This window comes from Pseudoalteromonas sp. 78C3 (assembly GCF_002836695.1).
In the GTDB taxonomy this organism is placed as follows: Bacteria; Pseudomonadota; Gammaproteobacteria; order Enterobacterales; family Alteromonadaceae; genus Pseudoalteromonas; species Pseudoalteromonas arctica.
Map to the genome: position 1 here is coordinate 1 of NZ_PJAV01000167.1, position 14,224 is coordinate 14,224.

The following is a 14,224-nucleotide window of genomic DNA, read 5'->3' on the forward strand; positions in this document are numbered from 1 at the left end:
CAATAATTAAAGCTACAAAGGATATTTTTCATCTATTAGAGGAAAAAGATCGTACCAAGGGAATAGTTTATAGTGATAAGCATACTGGGTATGAAAAAGAAACTAATATGCTATTTGTAAACGCTCTAACTATAGTGATTTTGATGTTAGTGTCATATGCGGCTTACGGTTATCACTTAAAGTCTATTTCATCTAAGATTGAGTTAGCCAAATATAAGATAATAATTAAAAATCGTGAAGATAATATGTGTGGTCATATTATTAGTAACGTAGGTGATAATATAGTTATATGGGATTACAGCTCTGATAAAGTTGTGGCTTTAAACAAGAGTGCAGTCGAAAGTTACAGTGAGATGAGGTTGTCTCCACCTCCATTTGAATACAAATTGATATACCCTGATGGAACCTCAACGCCGCGCAAACATGGCTGGACTTCACAACCCCCCAGAAATATAAGAATAGAAACTGAAGACACTAAGAAAGCACTTAAAGAGTGGAAAAATAGTTTCCTAAAGCAGTGCTCCCACTCAGGATGAAAATATATTTTTAGTGACTATTTAAACGCTAATTGCGCTAAGTTGGCTTCCTAAATAAGTTCTGACTGGTAAATTTTCTCTGTTAATCTTTAAAGTTATTGTCTAATAGTTGAATGACTTTTAAACCTTTGGGGGTTATTTTTGCTTAGTCGCAAACAGTTCATTAACCTCTACACACCTTAACCCCAATTCCCGCATGTTTAAGCGCAATAATCTGCCCCTTACCGTTATGTGCCATAGCGAGCATATCACCCGTATTTATATTACTTTCTACCGCGTGTTTACCTTTTAAATCACTCAACAGCGAATGCTTAATTTGCACTAGCACCTCGTCATTACAGCTGACTATATACCAGTCGTTATCTACCTTCACTAGAGTGCCGTATTCTATGTGGCGTTGTTGGTGGCGGCGTAAATCATTAGCGAATTGGCTGTCGAGTGCGTGTTTTTGCTCTGTAATAGAGCTTGCGTAGCTGCCGGATGGATTTATTTCGTGTGTTTTAATAATTGAATAGTCGTGAATGTCTATAGTCTTAAGTACGCTGTTAAGCACGGTTTTGGGCTCTGTATTTATTATGTTGTTATTATCAAACACAATAAATGCAAACACACCCAGTGCGCAGGCTAGGCTGATTAGCTGTAGCGTAAAGCCGATTTTTTTAGGCTTAGTGTGCGTGGCTTTATTAAGTAGCACTTTTTGCTGATCACTTGTAAGTGTAGTGCGCGCTTTTCGCTCTTTGTAATGTTGTGTGAGCTTTTGATCAAACGGCTCATCAGGCTTGTTCATTGTTTGCTCCTAATAAACGTTTAAGGTTTTGCTTGGCATAGCGCAGCCTTGTTTTAATGGTCTCGAGGCTGCTTTGCGTTATAAGTTCTATGTCGGTGAGCGAAAAGCCTTCTTGTTGTAATGTAATGGCTTCGCGTTGTACAAAACTCAGTTGTTTAAGTGCGGCGTCGAATGCTTCGTAACTTATATTTGTATCGCTTTGCTCACTTTGCTTTGCGGGTAAATACGTGTTTTCGTCAAACTCTACAAAGTGTTGTTGCCTGCGGTATTCGTCAATGAGTGTGTTGCGGGCAAGTTTAAATAACCACGCTTTGGGTGTGGTTTGTGCTTGGTAAAGGTGGCGCTTTTCGATTACTTTTAGCCATGTTTGTTGACTTACGTCGTATGCTAAATGCGTATTAGATTGCGTAACAAGGTAGTGGTATAAGTCGTTACTGTAGAGGGCGATAAGCTGCTCTAAGTAACGATTGTCGCCACTTTTTGCGTAACTTGCCATGCAGTCCTTGCTTGGCGTTTCAAATAACCATGACTTAATACTTAGTAGCATAGGCGTTTAGTCCGTTAAATAGAGTTATCTAATTTAAAATCGAGCTGTACAGTTTGACCTGTTTGTAATTGTGCCACACCTTCAATTACTTTGGGGCGATATTTCCAGCGTTTAATGGCTCTTATTGCTTCGCGGTCAAAGGTACGTTTTGGCTCGGCGTTAATAACTACTGGGTCGATTACCTCCCCCGTTGGCGAAATACTAAAGCTTAGTTGCACCCAACCTTCAATACCATCGCGCGCTGCTGTTGTTGGGTATTTAGGGCTAATGCGCACAATGGGTGTTGCATCTCCCGTTGGGCGATTAATGGTGTTGTTAATGTCGCCACCAAAATCGTCAATTGTAATCGGCGTAAAGTCGCTAATTGCCAGCACAGGATCGGCTGATGTATCAAGCGGTGGAGCTTTTTGCGGCACTTTAGGCATTGGCGGTGGCGGCTGTATTTTTTGTATATGCCTTAGCTTTGAATCCTCAGGCGCCTTAAAAATTTCTACTATAATATCGTCCCCTGGTTTTACCGGTGCGCGTTGCTCGCCACTTATTAAATATTGCATAAACGCAAAAGCTGCAAAAGTCATCGCGGCGCCGCCGATAACGGCAGTCGATGTTTTAATAAATACTGGGTTGTTAGGTACTTCAAGTGTGTGCATAAGCCGCTCCAAATTTTATTGACCACTACAATTAGGGTGTTTTCAAAGCTATAACGGGTGGCAAATCAAAAAGGGGTGAAATAATTTTATAAAAAATGTGGGGTTTAGTTACAATAGCCATTCGCAAATATTAAAACTTAACTTTTTAGGCTGTTATGCAACTCATTGAAATAAATAAAGCGCGTTACCGTAAACATTTAAACCGTGTTATTGCAGGATGTGGTATTGGTTTGGCGGTAGGCAGCTTGGCTATATCGCAAACGCTGATTGCTTTATTTCCTGATGAAAGTGGTAGCCACTTTCATTGGAACTTAATAGGCGTTGCTATTACTAGCGTTGGGCTTGCGTGGTTACTTCATAAATATCGTACACATACGTTTATGACAGAAGTTGTTTATGTGTGGGAGCTTAAAAAAGCACTTAATAAAATAACCCGTAAAATGGCTAAGTTAAAAGCCGCTGGCCGTGAAGGTAATGCCGATGCGTTATTAGCGATTCACTATAGCTACGCGGGCTCTCGGTTATTGTGGCAGTTAGACGATAACCTAATCACTATGGACGATTTAGCCATTAAACAAGCTGAGCTTGAATCTGTTGCAGCGCAACATAACGTAACGCTTAACGTTGAAGATTACGACGCAAGTATTTTAAAACAGTTTTAAAGCTTAGGTTTTTAAATTAGTTAGAGGAGCCTTAATGAAAAAAGTACTCATAGTTTGTTTAGGTAATATTTGCCGCTCGCCAACCGCAGAGGCGGTATTAAAAGCCCGTGCTAAAAAACTAGGCGTTAACGTTAAAGTTGATTCGGCAGGGACTATTGGTTACCACGAAGGTAAAACGCCTGATAGTCGCTCAATGGCAGCAGGGGAGAAGCGCGGTTATAGTTTTAAAGGTATTTATTCACGTAAAGTACGCACAAGCGATTTTACTGAATTTGATTTAATTTTAGCGGCCGATACACAAAATTTAGCTGATTTAACAGCGCAATGCCCTGAGCATTTACGCTATAAGCTGGCGCTATTTTTAGAATATGGCGAGCAAGCCCAAAGCGCTATTCCCGATCCTTATTACGGCGGCGATGATGGCTTTGAAAATGTGCTCGATTTAATTGAAGCGGCTAGCGACAAAATACTCGCTAAAATTTAATCCCTATTTTATTACTAAAGCTAAATTTAACGAGCTTTTTGTCGTATTGCATGATGTTCCTAAAGTAAGTACATTTTATACTTACTCAAAGGGAACTTTATGAAAAAAAAAATATTACTACTCACTTTATCTATCGCTTCTTGTTCTACTTTTGCTAACGATGTTAGTTTTTCGATTGGGGGTGGCTATCCTTATTTAGTTATTCCTGAAGTGTCTTTGTCGGCTAACGACGACACACAACGCTGGTATGCAAATTATAAACTAGGCCTTGATGATGGTTTTTCAGCCGGTTTTGAACAAGCAGTTAGCGATAATAAAAAACATGCTTTTGGCGCGCTTGTGGGCGCTATTGGTGCAAGAGATACAGACCAAGAGTGTGAAAGTTCAACTAATGATGTAGCAACTGACTTTGCTAATACGCTAGGTTGTGTAATTGGCGGAATTTTTGATGAAGAAACAACAAACGGCATAGGGCTTACTTACAGCTATAACTTTAATGGATTGAACAGCGCTGGTTTTAGATTAGAGCTAGATGTGGGCTATGGTAAAGCAAGCGATAGCAACGAAAAAAGAGCCGATGGCGGTATTAGCGTAAGTTACGAATTTTAACTACGTAGAATTTGTATTAGTTGGTATTAAAAAAGGCGCATAAAGCGCCTTTTTTAATGAGCCGCTTTTAGTGGCGGTTAATTTTAAAGTCGAGCTGTACCTGAGAAATAGCGCTAACGGGTTTGCCATTTTCAAACTTTGGCGCGTAACGCCATTGCTCAAGCGCTGCTTTGGCTGACTTTTCAAATGCGCTGCCGCCTTCAGAGCTAAGTACTTTTGGGTTTTTTACAAAGCCAGCTGCGTCTACCTCAAACTCCATAATAACGCTACCATCGGTACTAAATCTGGCTTTGTGCACTGGGTATTTAGGATTAACACGATAGAGTGGTGTTTGCTCTTGCGATTCTTTCCATGGCACCATTTGAGCGATAGCGAGGCAGTGTTTAGTTGCTTCTTCGCTTTTGCCTTGTTTTTCGTACAGACCTACAAGTTTAGAATGAGCGGTTAGCTCAGCACTGTGATCGTATTTTAAGTTATCGTCAAACGCGGTAACTATGTTGTTTAAGCGCTCAATTGCCTGATTATATTTTTTACTGCCTTCGGCAAATACGGCTATTAAAAAGTTAGCTTTAATTTGCTCTACCGAGCTACTAGGTAGATTTTCACGGTAGTATTCGTCGGCTTCTTCTAGGTAGTTTTTCGCTTCGCGATATTTTTTAGAGCTAAACTTTTTAGCAAGCAGTGATGCCGCTTCTAGTTTCATGTCGGCTACAAACTTAGGCTTATTTTGTGTTTTAGCTATATCTATTACTTGTTCTAAAAAGTTAGCTGCTTTGTAAGCTGATGTTGTGTAGTTAGCTTGGCCGAGCAGTGCATCAATTGTTTCTATTGATAGTTTACCGTGGTTTGCAGCTAAAATAGTATGGGCTTCGTTATAAAGTGCAAAACGCTGTTCGTTTAGCTCATCGCCGTAGCCTTTTATTGCTTTAGCGTAATTAATAGCTAAGTTGGCAGTATTGTCGTCGCTTTTACCGTAAACGGCTTTACCTGATGTGTAAGCAAGTTTGGCAGTTTGTTGTACGTTTTTGTCTGCTTTAACTGCTGCTAAATAGCTTTGGTATGCTTGGCTAAATACCGCTTGAGGATCGCTTGCTTGGCTGGCGAGTGCTGTAGTACTTAAAGTTGTTGCGCTCAAAGCAGATAAACTTAAGCCTATAAATAAAGCGAGTTGCTGACGTTTCATAATAATCCCTATTAACTTTTAAATTGAAACTAGGTTGACGTAATTACAACAGTTTCTTATTAATATAATTTTTGACTGAATGGTAAAACTACTTAAAGGCGTTCAAAATACAGTTCAGCTTGAGTTGTTGCATTTACAGGTTTTCCATTTTTAAACTTTGGAGCGTAACGCCATTGTTTAACAGCGGCTATCGCTGATTTTTCAAACGCTTTAGAACCTTCAGAACTAATAACCTTAGGATTTTTCACAAAGCCATGGGTATCAACAGTAATCTCTAATATAACTATTACATGACTTTTAGTTTCACCGCGAGGGTATATAGGCTCGGTTATGTAGAGTGGATTTTGCTCTGAGGTATTTTTCCAGTGCGTATTTTTAGCAAAGGCTAAGGCGTGTTTAGTCGCTTTATCGCTTTCATCTTGTTTTTCATATAGCTGAACTAAGCCAACATGTGCATTAAGCTCAAAGCTTTGATCTAAATTTTTATATTTATCAAATAAGCCAACTATACGGTTTAGCCTTTTAGTTGCTTTGTCGTAATCTTTACGGCCACTCTCAAATGAAACCATTAAAAAGTCAGACTTTATACGCTCTACTGCATTATCAGGTAGCTGGGCTTGGTAATACTTATCTGCATCTTGAGCGTATATTTTCACTAAAGAGTATTCGCTATGGCTAAACCTATAAAGTAATGTTTCTGCAGCTTCAAATTGCATATTGGCGACAAGGCCTGGGTTATTTTGTAATTCAGCGATTTTAATGAGTTGCTTAAAGTTTTTGACTGCGATATATGATTTATTGGTATGAGTGGCTTTGGCTAGTAGCGTATCCATAGTCTCTATTGAGTTTTCGCCATAGTTTTTAACTAAAATACGGTGGGCCTGTGAATACAAATCAAACCGTTTCTTTTCATTGCCATTCCCTATAACCATAATGTTCTTTGCAGTATAATTATTGATGGCTTTGGCGTAGTTAATAGCAAGCTTTGCCGTTTCATTGCTATTTTCTCCATATAGAGCGAGCCCTTTTTGATAGGCAAGTTGTGCTTCTTTTTCAGCTTGTTCTTTGGCTGCAACAAATGCTGAGTCAGTTTCTTCGGCGTTTGCAGATACAACTTGAATGCTATTTACTTGGTTTGCGAAAGTGGAGTTAGCAAAGGCTAATAAGCTTAATCCTATCGATATGGCGAGCTGTTGGTACTTCATAATAATCCCTATTATTTATTAGCCCATAAAATTACCAAAACTATCAAGGTTTGTCATTATTTTAGGTAAATTAAAGTAAACAAGCGAGGTTGTAATATTCGGGTTATTAATTGCTTAACGATCATTGAAAATAACGCCTGTCGTCGCCATATATTTGCCATAAACAGTCTTGTACTACGGTGTATTTATCCTATTTTGTGATATTATCACTTTATTGTCGTGTCGTAGTTATTTAAATATTTGGATTTGTCGTGGCGCAAGTAAGAGCAAGAGTCCAGCTTAATGTTGGCAGAAATAGTGATATCCCTGCAGAAATAATCTCATTTACTGATTTAAAAGATGGTAAAGAACATATTGCTATGGTGTTTAACAACGCTGATACAGAGCAAGATGTACCGCTTATTCGTATGCATTCAGAGTGTTTAACAGGTGATGTATTTTACTCATCGCGTTGTGATTGCGGCGAGCAGCTAAATGAATGTATTGAAATGATGCACGAGCAAGGCGGTATTTTATTGTATTTACGCCAAGAAGGTCGTGGCATTGGTTTATACAACAAAATTGATGCTTACGTATTGCAATCGCAAGGTATGAACACCTACGAAGCTAATAATCATTTAGGCTTTGCTGATGATTTACGTGACTTTTCGGATGCTGTGTTAATGCTTAATGCGCTTAATTTAAGCCACGTTAAATTAATGACCAATAATCCTAAAAAGCTTAACGCATTAAAAGATGCCGGTATTAATGTTGACTCGGTTGTGGGCACGCATGCGCACATTAAAGCGGGTGTTGCGGGTAATAAATCGTACCTAGAAACAAAAATTAAGCATGGCGCGCATATGTTAGATATTAAGAAAATTAAAAAACCTTAATCATTTAATTACGTTTCGTCTATTAATACCCCCTCACGCCAAGTTATACTTGGCGTGTTTCGTTTTAAATTAAGAGCAAGTATGTCTACACAATTACGAATTTTTAAAGCCGATGCAGGGCTAAAGTGGTTAAAAGCCGGATGGCTTATTTTTAAAACCCAGCCAGCAACCTTTATTTTTATGCATTTATTTATTGGTATTGTAGGGCTGCTGTCTTTATTTTTACCGCTGCTGCAAGTAGTAGCAGCACTCGCTACGCCATTTTTAACCGCAGGGTTTTACCAAGCGGTGCTTAGTAAGCAGCAGGGCGGAAAAATTATGCTAGCCGATATTCTCAAGCCATTTACGGCTAAGGGAAATCGCTTAGGGTTATTGCGTTTAGCACTTTATCAAATGGGTGCGGGCATTTTAATGGCGTTACTTGCTAATGGCTTATTTGCCGATGCAGTGGCTGTTATGAGCCAACCAGGACTTGATCCAAACGTAGCACTTGAACAAATGCTTGAGAGTATTTCGGGCGCGAATGTCATTTTGTTTTTTATGGCAATGCTAATTTATTTAACGGCGTTTGCTTACGCTGTACCGCTTGTTTATTTTAGTAAAGAAACACGTATTTTAACGGCGCTTAAAAAATCGTTAATGGTGTTTTATCATAACATTTTGCCACTTGGCGTTTTTGGCCTTATTTGCGCATTATTTATGGCGCTTTCGATGTTCTTATCGTTCTTACCACTGTTGATTTTAATGCCGATTTGCTACATTAGCTTTTTTGTATCTTATCAAGCCATTTTTATGCCTGTTGTACCACCAAGTGACGACATTAATGTTAAGCCACTTAGCAGTGAAACAAGCGGGCGTTTTGACGCTTAATGGATGATAAATTAAAGCAAAAACTAAAAAACTATGTACTTTGGTTACTAGGGCGCCAAGAATATTCGCGTCGTGAGTTAACGCTTAAATTACAGCAAAAAGAAGCCACAGAAGAGTTTATTGAAACGCTGCTTGATTGGTGCGAAAAGCATAATTTTATTAACGAGCAGCGATACTGTGAAGGCTTTGTAAGAAAACACATATTTAAATGCCACGGGCTTAAGCGAATACAAAGCGAAGCTATGGGCAAAGGGATTGATCGTTCGCTACTTGAATTGGTAGTTGAAGAGCTTGAAGTAGATTGGTTTGAGCTTGCGCAGGATGCGTACAATAAAAAATATTCGAATACACCGGCCGATCTCGATTACAAAGATAAAGCTAAGCGCGTGCGCTACTTAATGTATCGGGGTTTTAGCTACGATGAAATTAATTTTGCAATGCAAGCACAGTAAATACAGGTGAGACTTTCAAATGCAGCACATGACTACCGCACAAATTAGGCAACAGTTTTTAGACTTTTTTGCCAGCAAGCAACATCAAATAGTACCTTCTAGCTCGCTTATACCGGGTAACGATGCCACGTTGTTATTTAACAATGCCGGCATGGTGCAATTTAAAGATGTATTTTTAGGCGCAGAAAGCCGCCCTTATACACGTGCGACAAGCTCGCAGCGCTGTGTACGTGCTGGCGGTAAGCATAACGATTTAGAAAACGTAGGCTACACTGCTCGCCACCATACATTTTTTGAAATGTTAGGTAACTTCAGCTTTGGTGATTACTTTAAGCAAGACGCGATTAAGTTTGCATGGGAGTTTTTAACTGAGGTAGTAAGCCTACCTAAAGAAAAACTTTTAGTAACTATTTATCACGATGACGAAGAAGCGTTTGGTTACTGGGCTAACGAAATTGGCTTGCCAGAGGACCGCATTATTCGTATTGCGACCTCAGACAACTTTTGGTCTATGGGCGATACTGGTCCGTGTGGTCCGTGTTCTGAAATATTTTATGACCATGGCGAGCATATTTGGGGCGGTCCTCCGGGCTCTCCTGAGGAAGACGGCGACCGTTTCATCGAAATTTGGAACCTTGTATTTATGCAATACAACCGTCAAAGCGACGGTACAATGTTGCCTCTACCTAAGCAATCTGTTGATACGGGAATGGGCCTTGAGCGTATTTCTGCTATTTTGCAGGGCGTGCATTCAAACTACGAAATCGATTTATTCCAAGGCTTAATTGCTGCTGCTGCAAGTGTTACTAATGCACAAGACATGGACGACAAGTCACTACGCGTAGTGGCGGATCATATTCGTTCGTGTGCGTTTTTGATCTCAGACGGTGTTATGCCATCTAACGAAGGCCGTGGTTATGTACTGCGCCGTATTATTCGTCGTGCTGTGCGCCACGGTAACAAATTAGGTGCACAAGGTTCGTTTTTCTATAAATTAGTTGCTGCGCTAATTGAGCAAATGGGTCAAGCGTACCCTGAGCTTGCTAAGCAACAAGAAATTATTGAAAAAGTATTACGCATTGAAGAAGAACAGTTTGGTAAAACACTTGAGCGTGGCTTAGCTATTTTAGAAGAAAGCTTAAGCGACCTTAAAGGCGATATTATACCGGGCGACTTAGTATTTAAACTTTATGATACGTATGGTTTTCCAGCTGATTTAACGGCCGATGTTGCGCGTGAGCGCCAGATGACAATTGATCATCAAGGCTTTGAAGAATGTATGGCTGTACAACGTAAAACAGCGCAACAAGCGGGTAAGTTTGGCGCTGATTACAATGACCAATTAAAATCAGATAAACACACTGACTTTAAAGGTTACGACAGCACACATTACAGCGCGACCGTTATTGAAATTTTTGCCGGTGGCGAAGCTGTTCAGTTATTAGAAGATGGTCAACAAGGTATTGTAGTACTAGACCGCACACCGTTTTACGCTGAATCAGGCGGTCAAACGGGTGACACGGGTACTATTACAGTTGCTGGTGGCGAATTTAATGTTACTAATACCACTAAGCTTGGTAATGCTTTTGCTCACCACGGTACTGTACAAGGCCGTATTGGTGTTAACGATAAAGTTGACGCCACTATTGATGATACGCGCCGCGACAGCATTAAGAAAAACCACACAGCTACGCATATTTTACACGAAGCACTACGCCAACTATTAGGTGACCATGTAGGCCAAAAAGGCTCACTTGTTCAGCCAGATCGTTTACGTTTTGACTTTTCGCATTTTGAAGCAGTTACTAAAGATGAGCTACGTGAAATTGAGCGTGTAGTTAATGACGAAATTCGTCGTAACTTTGCACTTAATACTGAGCTTATGGCTATTGATGATGCTAAAGCGAAAGGTGCTATGGCATTGTTTGGCGAAAAGTACGATGACGAAGTACGTGTAGTTACTATTGGCGACTACTCTATTGAGCTTTGTGGTGGTACTCACGTTGAGCGCGCTGGCGATATTGGTTTATTCAAAATTGTATCTGAAAGCGGTATTGCCGCAGGTGTTCGCCGAATTGAAGCGGTAACCGGTGCAGAGGCTGTAGCGTACGTTAGCGAGCAAGAGCAACAACTTAGCGATGTTGCAGCTTTAGTTAAAGGCGATAGCGCATCGGTACTTGAAAAAGTAACTGCGTTGCTTGAAAAATCTAAAGGCCTTGAAAAGCAAATTGCACAGCTTAGCGATAAGCTAGCAAGTGCAGCGGGCGCGTCTTTACTTGATTCGATTGTTGAAATTAATGGCGTTAAGCTACTTGTAGCAAACGTTGAAGGTACTGAATCTAAAGCGCTTCGCAGTATGGTTGATGACCTTAAAAACAAGATTGGCTCAGGTGTTATTGCACTGGGTGTTGCCAGTGGCGACAAAGTAAGCCTAATTGCCGGTGTAACGAAAGACTTAACAGGCAAAGTAAAAGCCGGTGAGTTAGTTAATCATATGGCAGGTCAAGTAGGTGGTAAAGGTGGCGGTCGTCCAGATATGGCACAAGCTGGTGGTAGTGAGCCACAAAATCTTGCTGCTGCACTAGATAGCGTTACAGCTTGGTTAACTGAGCGTACTTAAGCCTAAGTGGCGCTTATTGTTCAAAAATTCGGTGGCACTTCGGTCGGCTCAATAGAGCGAATTGAAGCGGTCGCCGACCTTGTTGTTAAAACCAGGCAACAAGGACATCAAGTGGTTGTGGTGCTCTCGGCTATGTCGGGAGAAACCAACCGCTTAATTAACCTCGCCAAACAAATTGATACTCGCCCGAGTAGCCGTGAACTAGATGTACTTATTAGCACCGGAGAGCAGGTTTCTGTATCACTGCTTGCTATGGCTATTATCAAACGTGGTCATTCAGCTGTAAGCTTATTAGCGGATCAAGTCAATATTCTAACCGACAACATGTTTGGTAAAGCTCGTATTGCAGAGGTTGCTGCTACGCGCTTAAAGCATGAGCTTGAGCATAATCGTATTGCTATTATTGCTGGGTTCCAGGGACGTGATATTGAGGGCAATATTACAACGCTTGGACGCGGCGGCACCGATACATCGGCTGTAGAAATAGCAGCGGCTATAAAAGCCGACGAATGCCAGATCTATACAGACGTTGACGGCGTATATACTACAGATCCTCGTGTTGAACCTAACGCGCGCAGAATGAGCCAAGTTACTTTTGCCGAAATGCTAGAGCTGGCAAGTTTAGGCGCAAAAGTTTTGCATATTCGCTCGGTAGAAGCTGCAGGTAGACACAATGTGCCACTTAGGGTGCTTTCTAGTTTTAATCCTGATGAAGGCACATTAATAAGTTTTGAGGAGAACGATATGCCAAGCAAGGTGGTATCGGGAATTGCGTTTAATCGTGACGAATGTTTAATTAAAGTAGATGGTGTGCCAAGCGGTACGCAATATCTTTCAAAAATATTGAAACTTTTTGCTGATAATGGCATCGAAATAGATATGATTAATCAAGTTAATCATATCTTTGAAAAAATAGACTATGCTTTTACTGTGCACTCGAATGATTATCTGCAAGCACTTGAATTATTGAGCGAAGATCAAGCTCAACTCAGTGCTCGAAATATAAGCGGGTTACCAACGGTAGCTAAAGTTTCTGCTGTTGGAATGGGTATGAAATCGCATTCTGGTGTAGCAAGTTTATTTTTTGATGCATTAGCGCAGGAAAATATTAATGTGGTTTTAGTCTCGACTTCTGAGATCAAAATTTCAGTTTTAATAGATGAAAAGTACCTAGAGTTGGCAGTTCGTGCATTACACAAAGCATTTTTAACAGAAAATGGATAGATTGAGAGTTTTTACTTACTTTTCAGTCTAATTTTCATTAGTATGTTTAAGCGGAATCTTATAATTTTTATTGGAACATGGGAGCAAGAGAATGCTAATACTAACTCGTAGAGTAGGTGAAACCCTAATGATTGGTGACGAAGTAACAGTTACTGTTCTAGGTGTTAAAGGAAATCAAGTTCGAATCGGTGTTAATGCACCAAAAGACGTATCAGTGCATCGTGAAGAGATTTACATGCGCATACAAGCTGAAAAGTCGAACCCTAATCCGGGCAATGCTTAATCAACACGTATACGTAGTTGAGTAATTAACTCAACTAGTCAAAAAGCCACTCACTGAGTGGCTTTTTTGTTTATAAAGGCGAGTATTTCTGGGGTTAGTATTTGTTTTGAAATGTACTGCATTCCGCTTTTATTTTTAATAATAATACCTTGCTGAGTATCTATTACTTCGCTTATGTCTTGCCAAGTTAGCTGAAAGCTTTTGTAATGATTAGCCGATTTAATGCCTTCTTCATCAAAGGTAAGTGTAACCTCAGAGCCCGACGCTCTGCTGAGCATTTGTCTGGTTACCCACCAAGGTCTGCGATAGTAAAAAGCGACGCACTCTAGTACACCTAGCATGATCATAAACGATCCTAAGTAATGATCGTTTAAAACATAAATGCCAAATAAACCAAGCGCAACGAGGAGTACAAGTAAAAAGTACTTAGGTTTGGCGCGCTTACTGTACGGGAGTGACTCATCAAAGCACTCGTAAAAGTAAGGTTTATCTAGTGTGTAGGTTGTTGTAAATGCCATATTGCCTTGCTTTAAATATCGTTTTTTTTATTTTAACAAGCTAACCGCTAAATGAGCAGCTTTATAGTCAGTGATTTTATTACAGGCACAAAAAAACGGCCCTAAGGCCGTTTTTTAGCGATACAAGAAGAATTAACAGTTAGTTTCTTCAGCGTTTACGCCTTCTTTAACATTTTCACATGCATCTTCTACTTTGTTTTGCACGTCAGTTACTGCTTCGTCAATACGTTCGCCTGCGTCTTCTGCATGATTATCTTCACAACCCATGATGAAGAAACTTGCGAATAGACCGATTAGTGCTGCTTTTACAGTTGTTGAATTCATAATGTAATTCCTTGTAAGTATTAATTAAATTTTAGTGTTTGTTAGTTGAATGCTTTATCTACCTGGGTGATTTACCACGTAGTGCACCTGAAACTAATGAGATCACTAAAAGTACTAAAAAGATAAAAAATATAATTTTTGCTATACCAGCTGCGGCACCTGCGATGCCACCAAAACCTAACACTGCAGCGATTAAAGCAATAACTAAAAATGTAATTGTCCAGCGTAACATTGTTTTCTCCTTGGTTATCAAATTTGCTCACAATAACTAATGCCAGTTACATGCCAAAGTTTATTTTTTATTAATATCAATAGCTTATGTTTTTTGGTTGTATTTTTAGTTATTTGTTAGTTAGTAACTTTTACGCTTTGTTATGTAAGTTATTCACACTGTT

Annotated in this window: 18 protein-coding genes; 10 read left to right on the plus strand and 8 right to left on the minus strand. The window is 39.9% G+C overall.

The window, feature by feature from the left end; translation table 11 throughout:
* On the plus strand, positions 1-536 hold a 536-nt coding region (locus tag CXF76_RS15850; RefSeq protein WP_157823355.1), incomplete at its 5' end, for a hypothetical protein.
* Between the two features lie 163 nt (positions 537-699).
* Here CXF76_RS15850 and CXF76_RS15855 read toward each other — a convergent pair.
* Genes CXF76_RS15855 through CXF76_RS15865 form a run of 3 tightly spaced genes read right to left on the minus strand, consistent with a single transcriptional unit; the run spans position 700 to position 2,520 of the window.
* Positions 700-1,323 carry a hypothetical protein gene (locus CXF76_RS15855; protein WP_024590088.1) on the minus strand — a complete coding sequence of 208 codons (624 nt, stop codon included), beginning with the start codon at positions 1,321-1,323 and terminating at the stop codon, positions 700-702.
* Complete coding sequence (locus CXF76_RS15860; protein WP_024590087.1) at positions 1,310-1,870, minus strand: sigma-70 family RNA polymerase sigma factor; 561 nt, start codon at positions 1,868-1,870, stop codon at positions 1,310-1,312. Before CXF76_RS15860 ends, CXF76_RS15855 begins: the two co-directional genes overlap by 14 nt.
* A gap of 14 nt (positions 1,871-1,884) precedes the next feature.
* Positions 1,885-2,520, minus strand: coding sequence for an energy transducer TonB (locus tag CXF76_RS15865; protein WP_024590086.1), 636 nt, complete (start codon positions 2,518-2,520; stop codon positions 1,885-1,887).
* A 155-nt stretch (positions 2,521-2,675) separates the two neighbouring features.
* On the opposite strand from CXF76_RS15865, the gene CXF76_RS15870 reads away from it, so the two are divergent.
* The 3 genes from CXF76_RS15870 (at position 2,676) to CXF76_RS15880 (ending at position 4,275) form a co-directional block, all read left to right on the plus strand.
* Positions 2,676-3,182: a DUF3087 domain-containing protein gene (locus CXF76_RS15870; protein WP_007583795.1), complete on the plus strand. Its 507-nt coding sequence runs from the start codon at positions 2,676-2,678 to the stop codon at positions 3,180-3,182.
* 34 nt (positions 3,183-3,216) lie between these two features.
* Positions 3,217-3,666, plus strand: coding sequence for a low molecular weight protein-tyrosine-phosphatase (locus CXF76_RS15875; RefSeq protein WP_010555493.1), 450 nt, complete (start codon positions 3,217-3,219; stop codon positions 3,664-3,666).
* 99 nt (positions 3,667-3,765) lie between these two features.
* The gene (locus CXF76_RS15880) at positions 3,766-4,275 is read left to right on the plus strand and encodes a hypothetical protein (protein WP_101164115.1); all 510 of its coding nucleotides are present in this window, start codon (positions 3,766-3,768) and stop codon (positions 4,273-4,275) included.
* Positions 4,276-4,342: 67 nt separating this feature from the next.
* Here the strand turns inward: CXF76_RS15880 and CXF76_RS15885 are convergent, their stop codons facing one another.
* Complete coding sequence (locus CXF76_RS15885; RefSeq protein WP_101164116.1) at positions 4,343-5,458, minus strand: energy transducer TonB; 1,116 nt, start codon at positions 5,456-5,458, stop codon at positions 4,343-4,345.
* A 92-nt stretch (positions 5,459-5,550) separates the two neighbouring features.
* The gene (locus CXF76_RS15890; RefSeq protein WP_024590083.1) at positions 5,551-6,663 is read right to left on the minus strand and encodes an energy transducer TonB; all 1,113 of its coding nucleotides are present in this window, start codon (positions 6,661-6,663) and stop codon (positions 5,551-5,553) included.
* 251 nt (positions 6,664-6,914) lie between these two features.
* Here CXF76_RS15890 and CXF76_RS15895 point away from each other — a divergent pair, with 251 nt between their 5' ends.
* The 6 genes from CXF76_RS15895 to csrA all read left to right on the plus strand — a co-directional run bounded on the left by CXF76_RS15895 (position 6,915) and on the right by csrA (position 12,987).
* Positions 6,915-7,538: a GTP cyclohydrolase II gene (locus CXF76_RS15895; RefSeq protein ID WP_007583803.1), complete on the plus strand. Its 624-nt coding sequence runs from the start codon at positions 6,915-6,917 to the stop codon at positions 7,536-7,538.
* An 81-nt stretch (positions 7,539-7,619) separates the two neighbouring features.
* Positions 7,620-8,408, plus strand: a complete 789-nt coding sequence (locus CXF76_RS15900; protein ID WP_007378958.1) for a BPSS1780 family membrane protein — start codon at positions 7,620-7,622, stop codon at positions 8,406-8,408.
* Positions 8,408-8,860, plus strand: coding sequence for a regulatory protein RecX (locus tag CXF76_RS15905; protein ID WP_007583805.1), 453 nt, complete (start codon positions 8,408-8,410; stop codon positions 8,858-8,860). Before CXF76_RS15900 ends, CXF76_RS15905 begins: the two co-directional genes overlap by 1 nt.
* A gap of 19 nt (positions 8,861-8,879) precedes the next feature.
* The gene (gene alaS, locus CXF76_RS15910; protein ID WP_101164117.1) at positions 8,880-11,480 is read left to right on the plus strand and encodes an alanine--tRNA ligase; all 2,601 of its coding nucleotides are present in this window, start codon (positions 8,880-8,882) and stop codon (positions 11,478-11,480) included.
* A gap of 6 nt (positions 11,481-11,486) precedes the next feature.
* Positions 11,487-12,704 carry an aspartate kinase gene (locus CXF76_RS15915; protein ID WP_101164118.1) on the plus strand — a complete coding sequence of 406 codons (1,218 nt, stop codon included), beginning with the start codon at positions 11,487-11,489 and terminating at the stop codon, positions 12,702-12,704.
* A gap of 91 nt (positions 12,705-12,795) precedes the next feature.
* Positions 12,796-12,987 carry a carbon storage regulator CsrA gene (csrA, locus tag CXF76_RS15920; protein WP_004587515.1) on the plus strand — a complete coding sequence of 64 codons (192 nt, stop codon included), beginning with the start codon at positions 12,796-12,798 and terminating at the stop codon, positions 12,985-12,987.
* Positions 12,988-13,037: 50 nt separating this feature from the next.
* Here the strand turns inward: csrA and CXF76_RS15925 are convergent, their stop codons facing one another.
* The 3 genes from CXF76_RS15925 to CXF76_RS15935 form a co-directional block, all read right to left on the minus strand.
* A complete protein-coding gene (locus CXF76_RS15925; RefSeq protein ID WP_024608368.1) occupies positions 13,038-13,505 on the minus strand; it encodes a YcxB family protein in 468 nt (155 codons plus the stop codon).
* A gap of 132 nt (positions 13,506-13,637) precedes the next feature.
* Complete coding sequence (locus CXF76_RS15930) at positions 13,638-13,829, minus strand: hypothetical protein (protein WP_007378921.1); 192 nt, start codon at positions 13,827-13,829, stop codon at positions 13,638-13,640.
* Between the two features lie 58 nt (positions 13,830-13,887).
* Positions 13,888-14,061 carry a DUF1328 domain-containing protein gene (locus tag CXF76_RS15935; RefSeq protein WP_002961939.1) on the minus strand — a complete coding sequence of 58 codons (174 nt, stop codon included), beginning with the start codon at positions 14,059-14,061 and terminating at the stop codon, positions 13,888-13,890.
* Positions 14,062-14,224: the final 163 nt, after the last annotated feature.

Bases quoted from the DNA above. Each gene is read 5' to 3' on its own strand.
- CXF76_RS15855 (WP_024590088.1), bottom strand. From the start codon at position 1,323: ATGAACAAGCCTGATGAGCCGTTTGATCAAAAGCTCACACAACATTAC.
- CXF76_RS15860 (WP_024590087.1), bottom strand. From the start codon at position 1,870: ATGCTACTAAGTATTAAGTCATGGTTATTTGAAACGCCAAGCAAGGAC.
- CXF76_RS15865 (WP_024590086.1), bottom strand. From the start codon at position 2,520: ATGCACACACTTGAAGTACCTAACAACCCAGTATTTATTAAAACATCG.
- CXF76_RS15870 (WP_007583795.1), top strand. From the start codon at position 2,676: ATGCAACTCATTGAAATAAATAAAGCGCGTTACCGTAAACATTTAAAC.
- CXF76_RS15875 (WP_010555493.1), top strand. From the start codon at position 3,217: ATGAAAAAAGTACTCATAGTTTGTTTAGGTAATATTTGCCGCTCGCCA.
- CXF76_RS15880 (WP_101164115.1), top strand. From the start codon at position 3,766: ATGAAAAAAAAAATATTACTACTCACTTTATCTATCGCTTCTTGTTCT.
- CXF76_RS15885 (WP_101164116.1), bottom strand. From the start codon at position 5,458: ATGAAACGTCAGCAACTCGCTTTATTTATAGGCTTAAGTTTATCTGCT.
- CXF76_RS15890 (WP_024590083.1), bottom strand. From the start codon at position 6,663: ATGAAGTACCAACAGCTCGCCATATCGATAGGATTAAGCTTATTAGCC.
- CXF76_RS15900 (WP_007378958.1), top strand. From the start codon at position 7,620: ATGTCTACACAATTACGAATTTTTAAAGCCGATGCAGGGCTAAAGTGG.
- CXF76_RS15905 (WP_007583805.1), top strand. From the start codon at position 8,408: ATGGATGATAAATTAAAGCAAAAACTAAAAAACTATGTACTTTGGTTA.
- alaS (WP_101164117.1), top strand. From the start codon at position 8,880: ATGCAGCACATGACTACCGCACAAATTAGGCAACAGTTTTTAGACTTT.
- csrA (WP_004587515.1), top strand. From the start codon at position 12,796: ATGCTAATACTAACTCGTAGAGTAGGTGAAACCCTAATGATTGGTGAC.
- CXF76_RS15925 (WP_024608368.1), bottom strand. From the start codon at position 13,505: ATGGCATTTACAACAACCTACACACTAGATAAACCTTACTTTTACGAG.
- CXF76_RS15930 (WP_007378921.1), bottom strand. From the start codon at position 13,829: ATGAATTCAACAACTGTAAAAGCAGCACTAATCGGTCTATTCGCAAGT.
- CXF76_RS15935 (WP_002961939.1), bottom strand. From the start codon at position 14,061: ATGTTACGCTGGACAATTACATTTTTAGTTATTGCTTTAATCGCTGCA.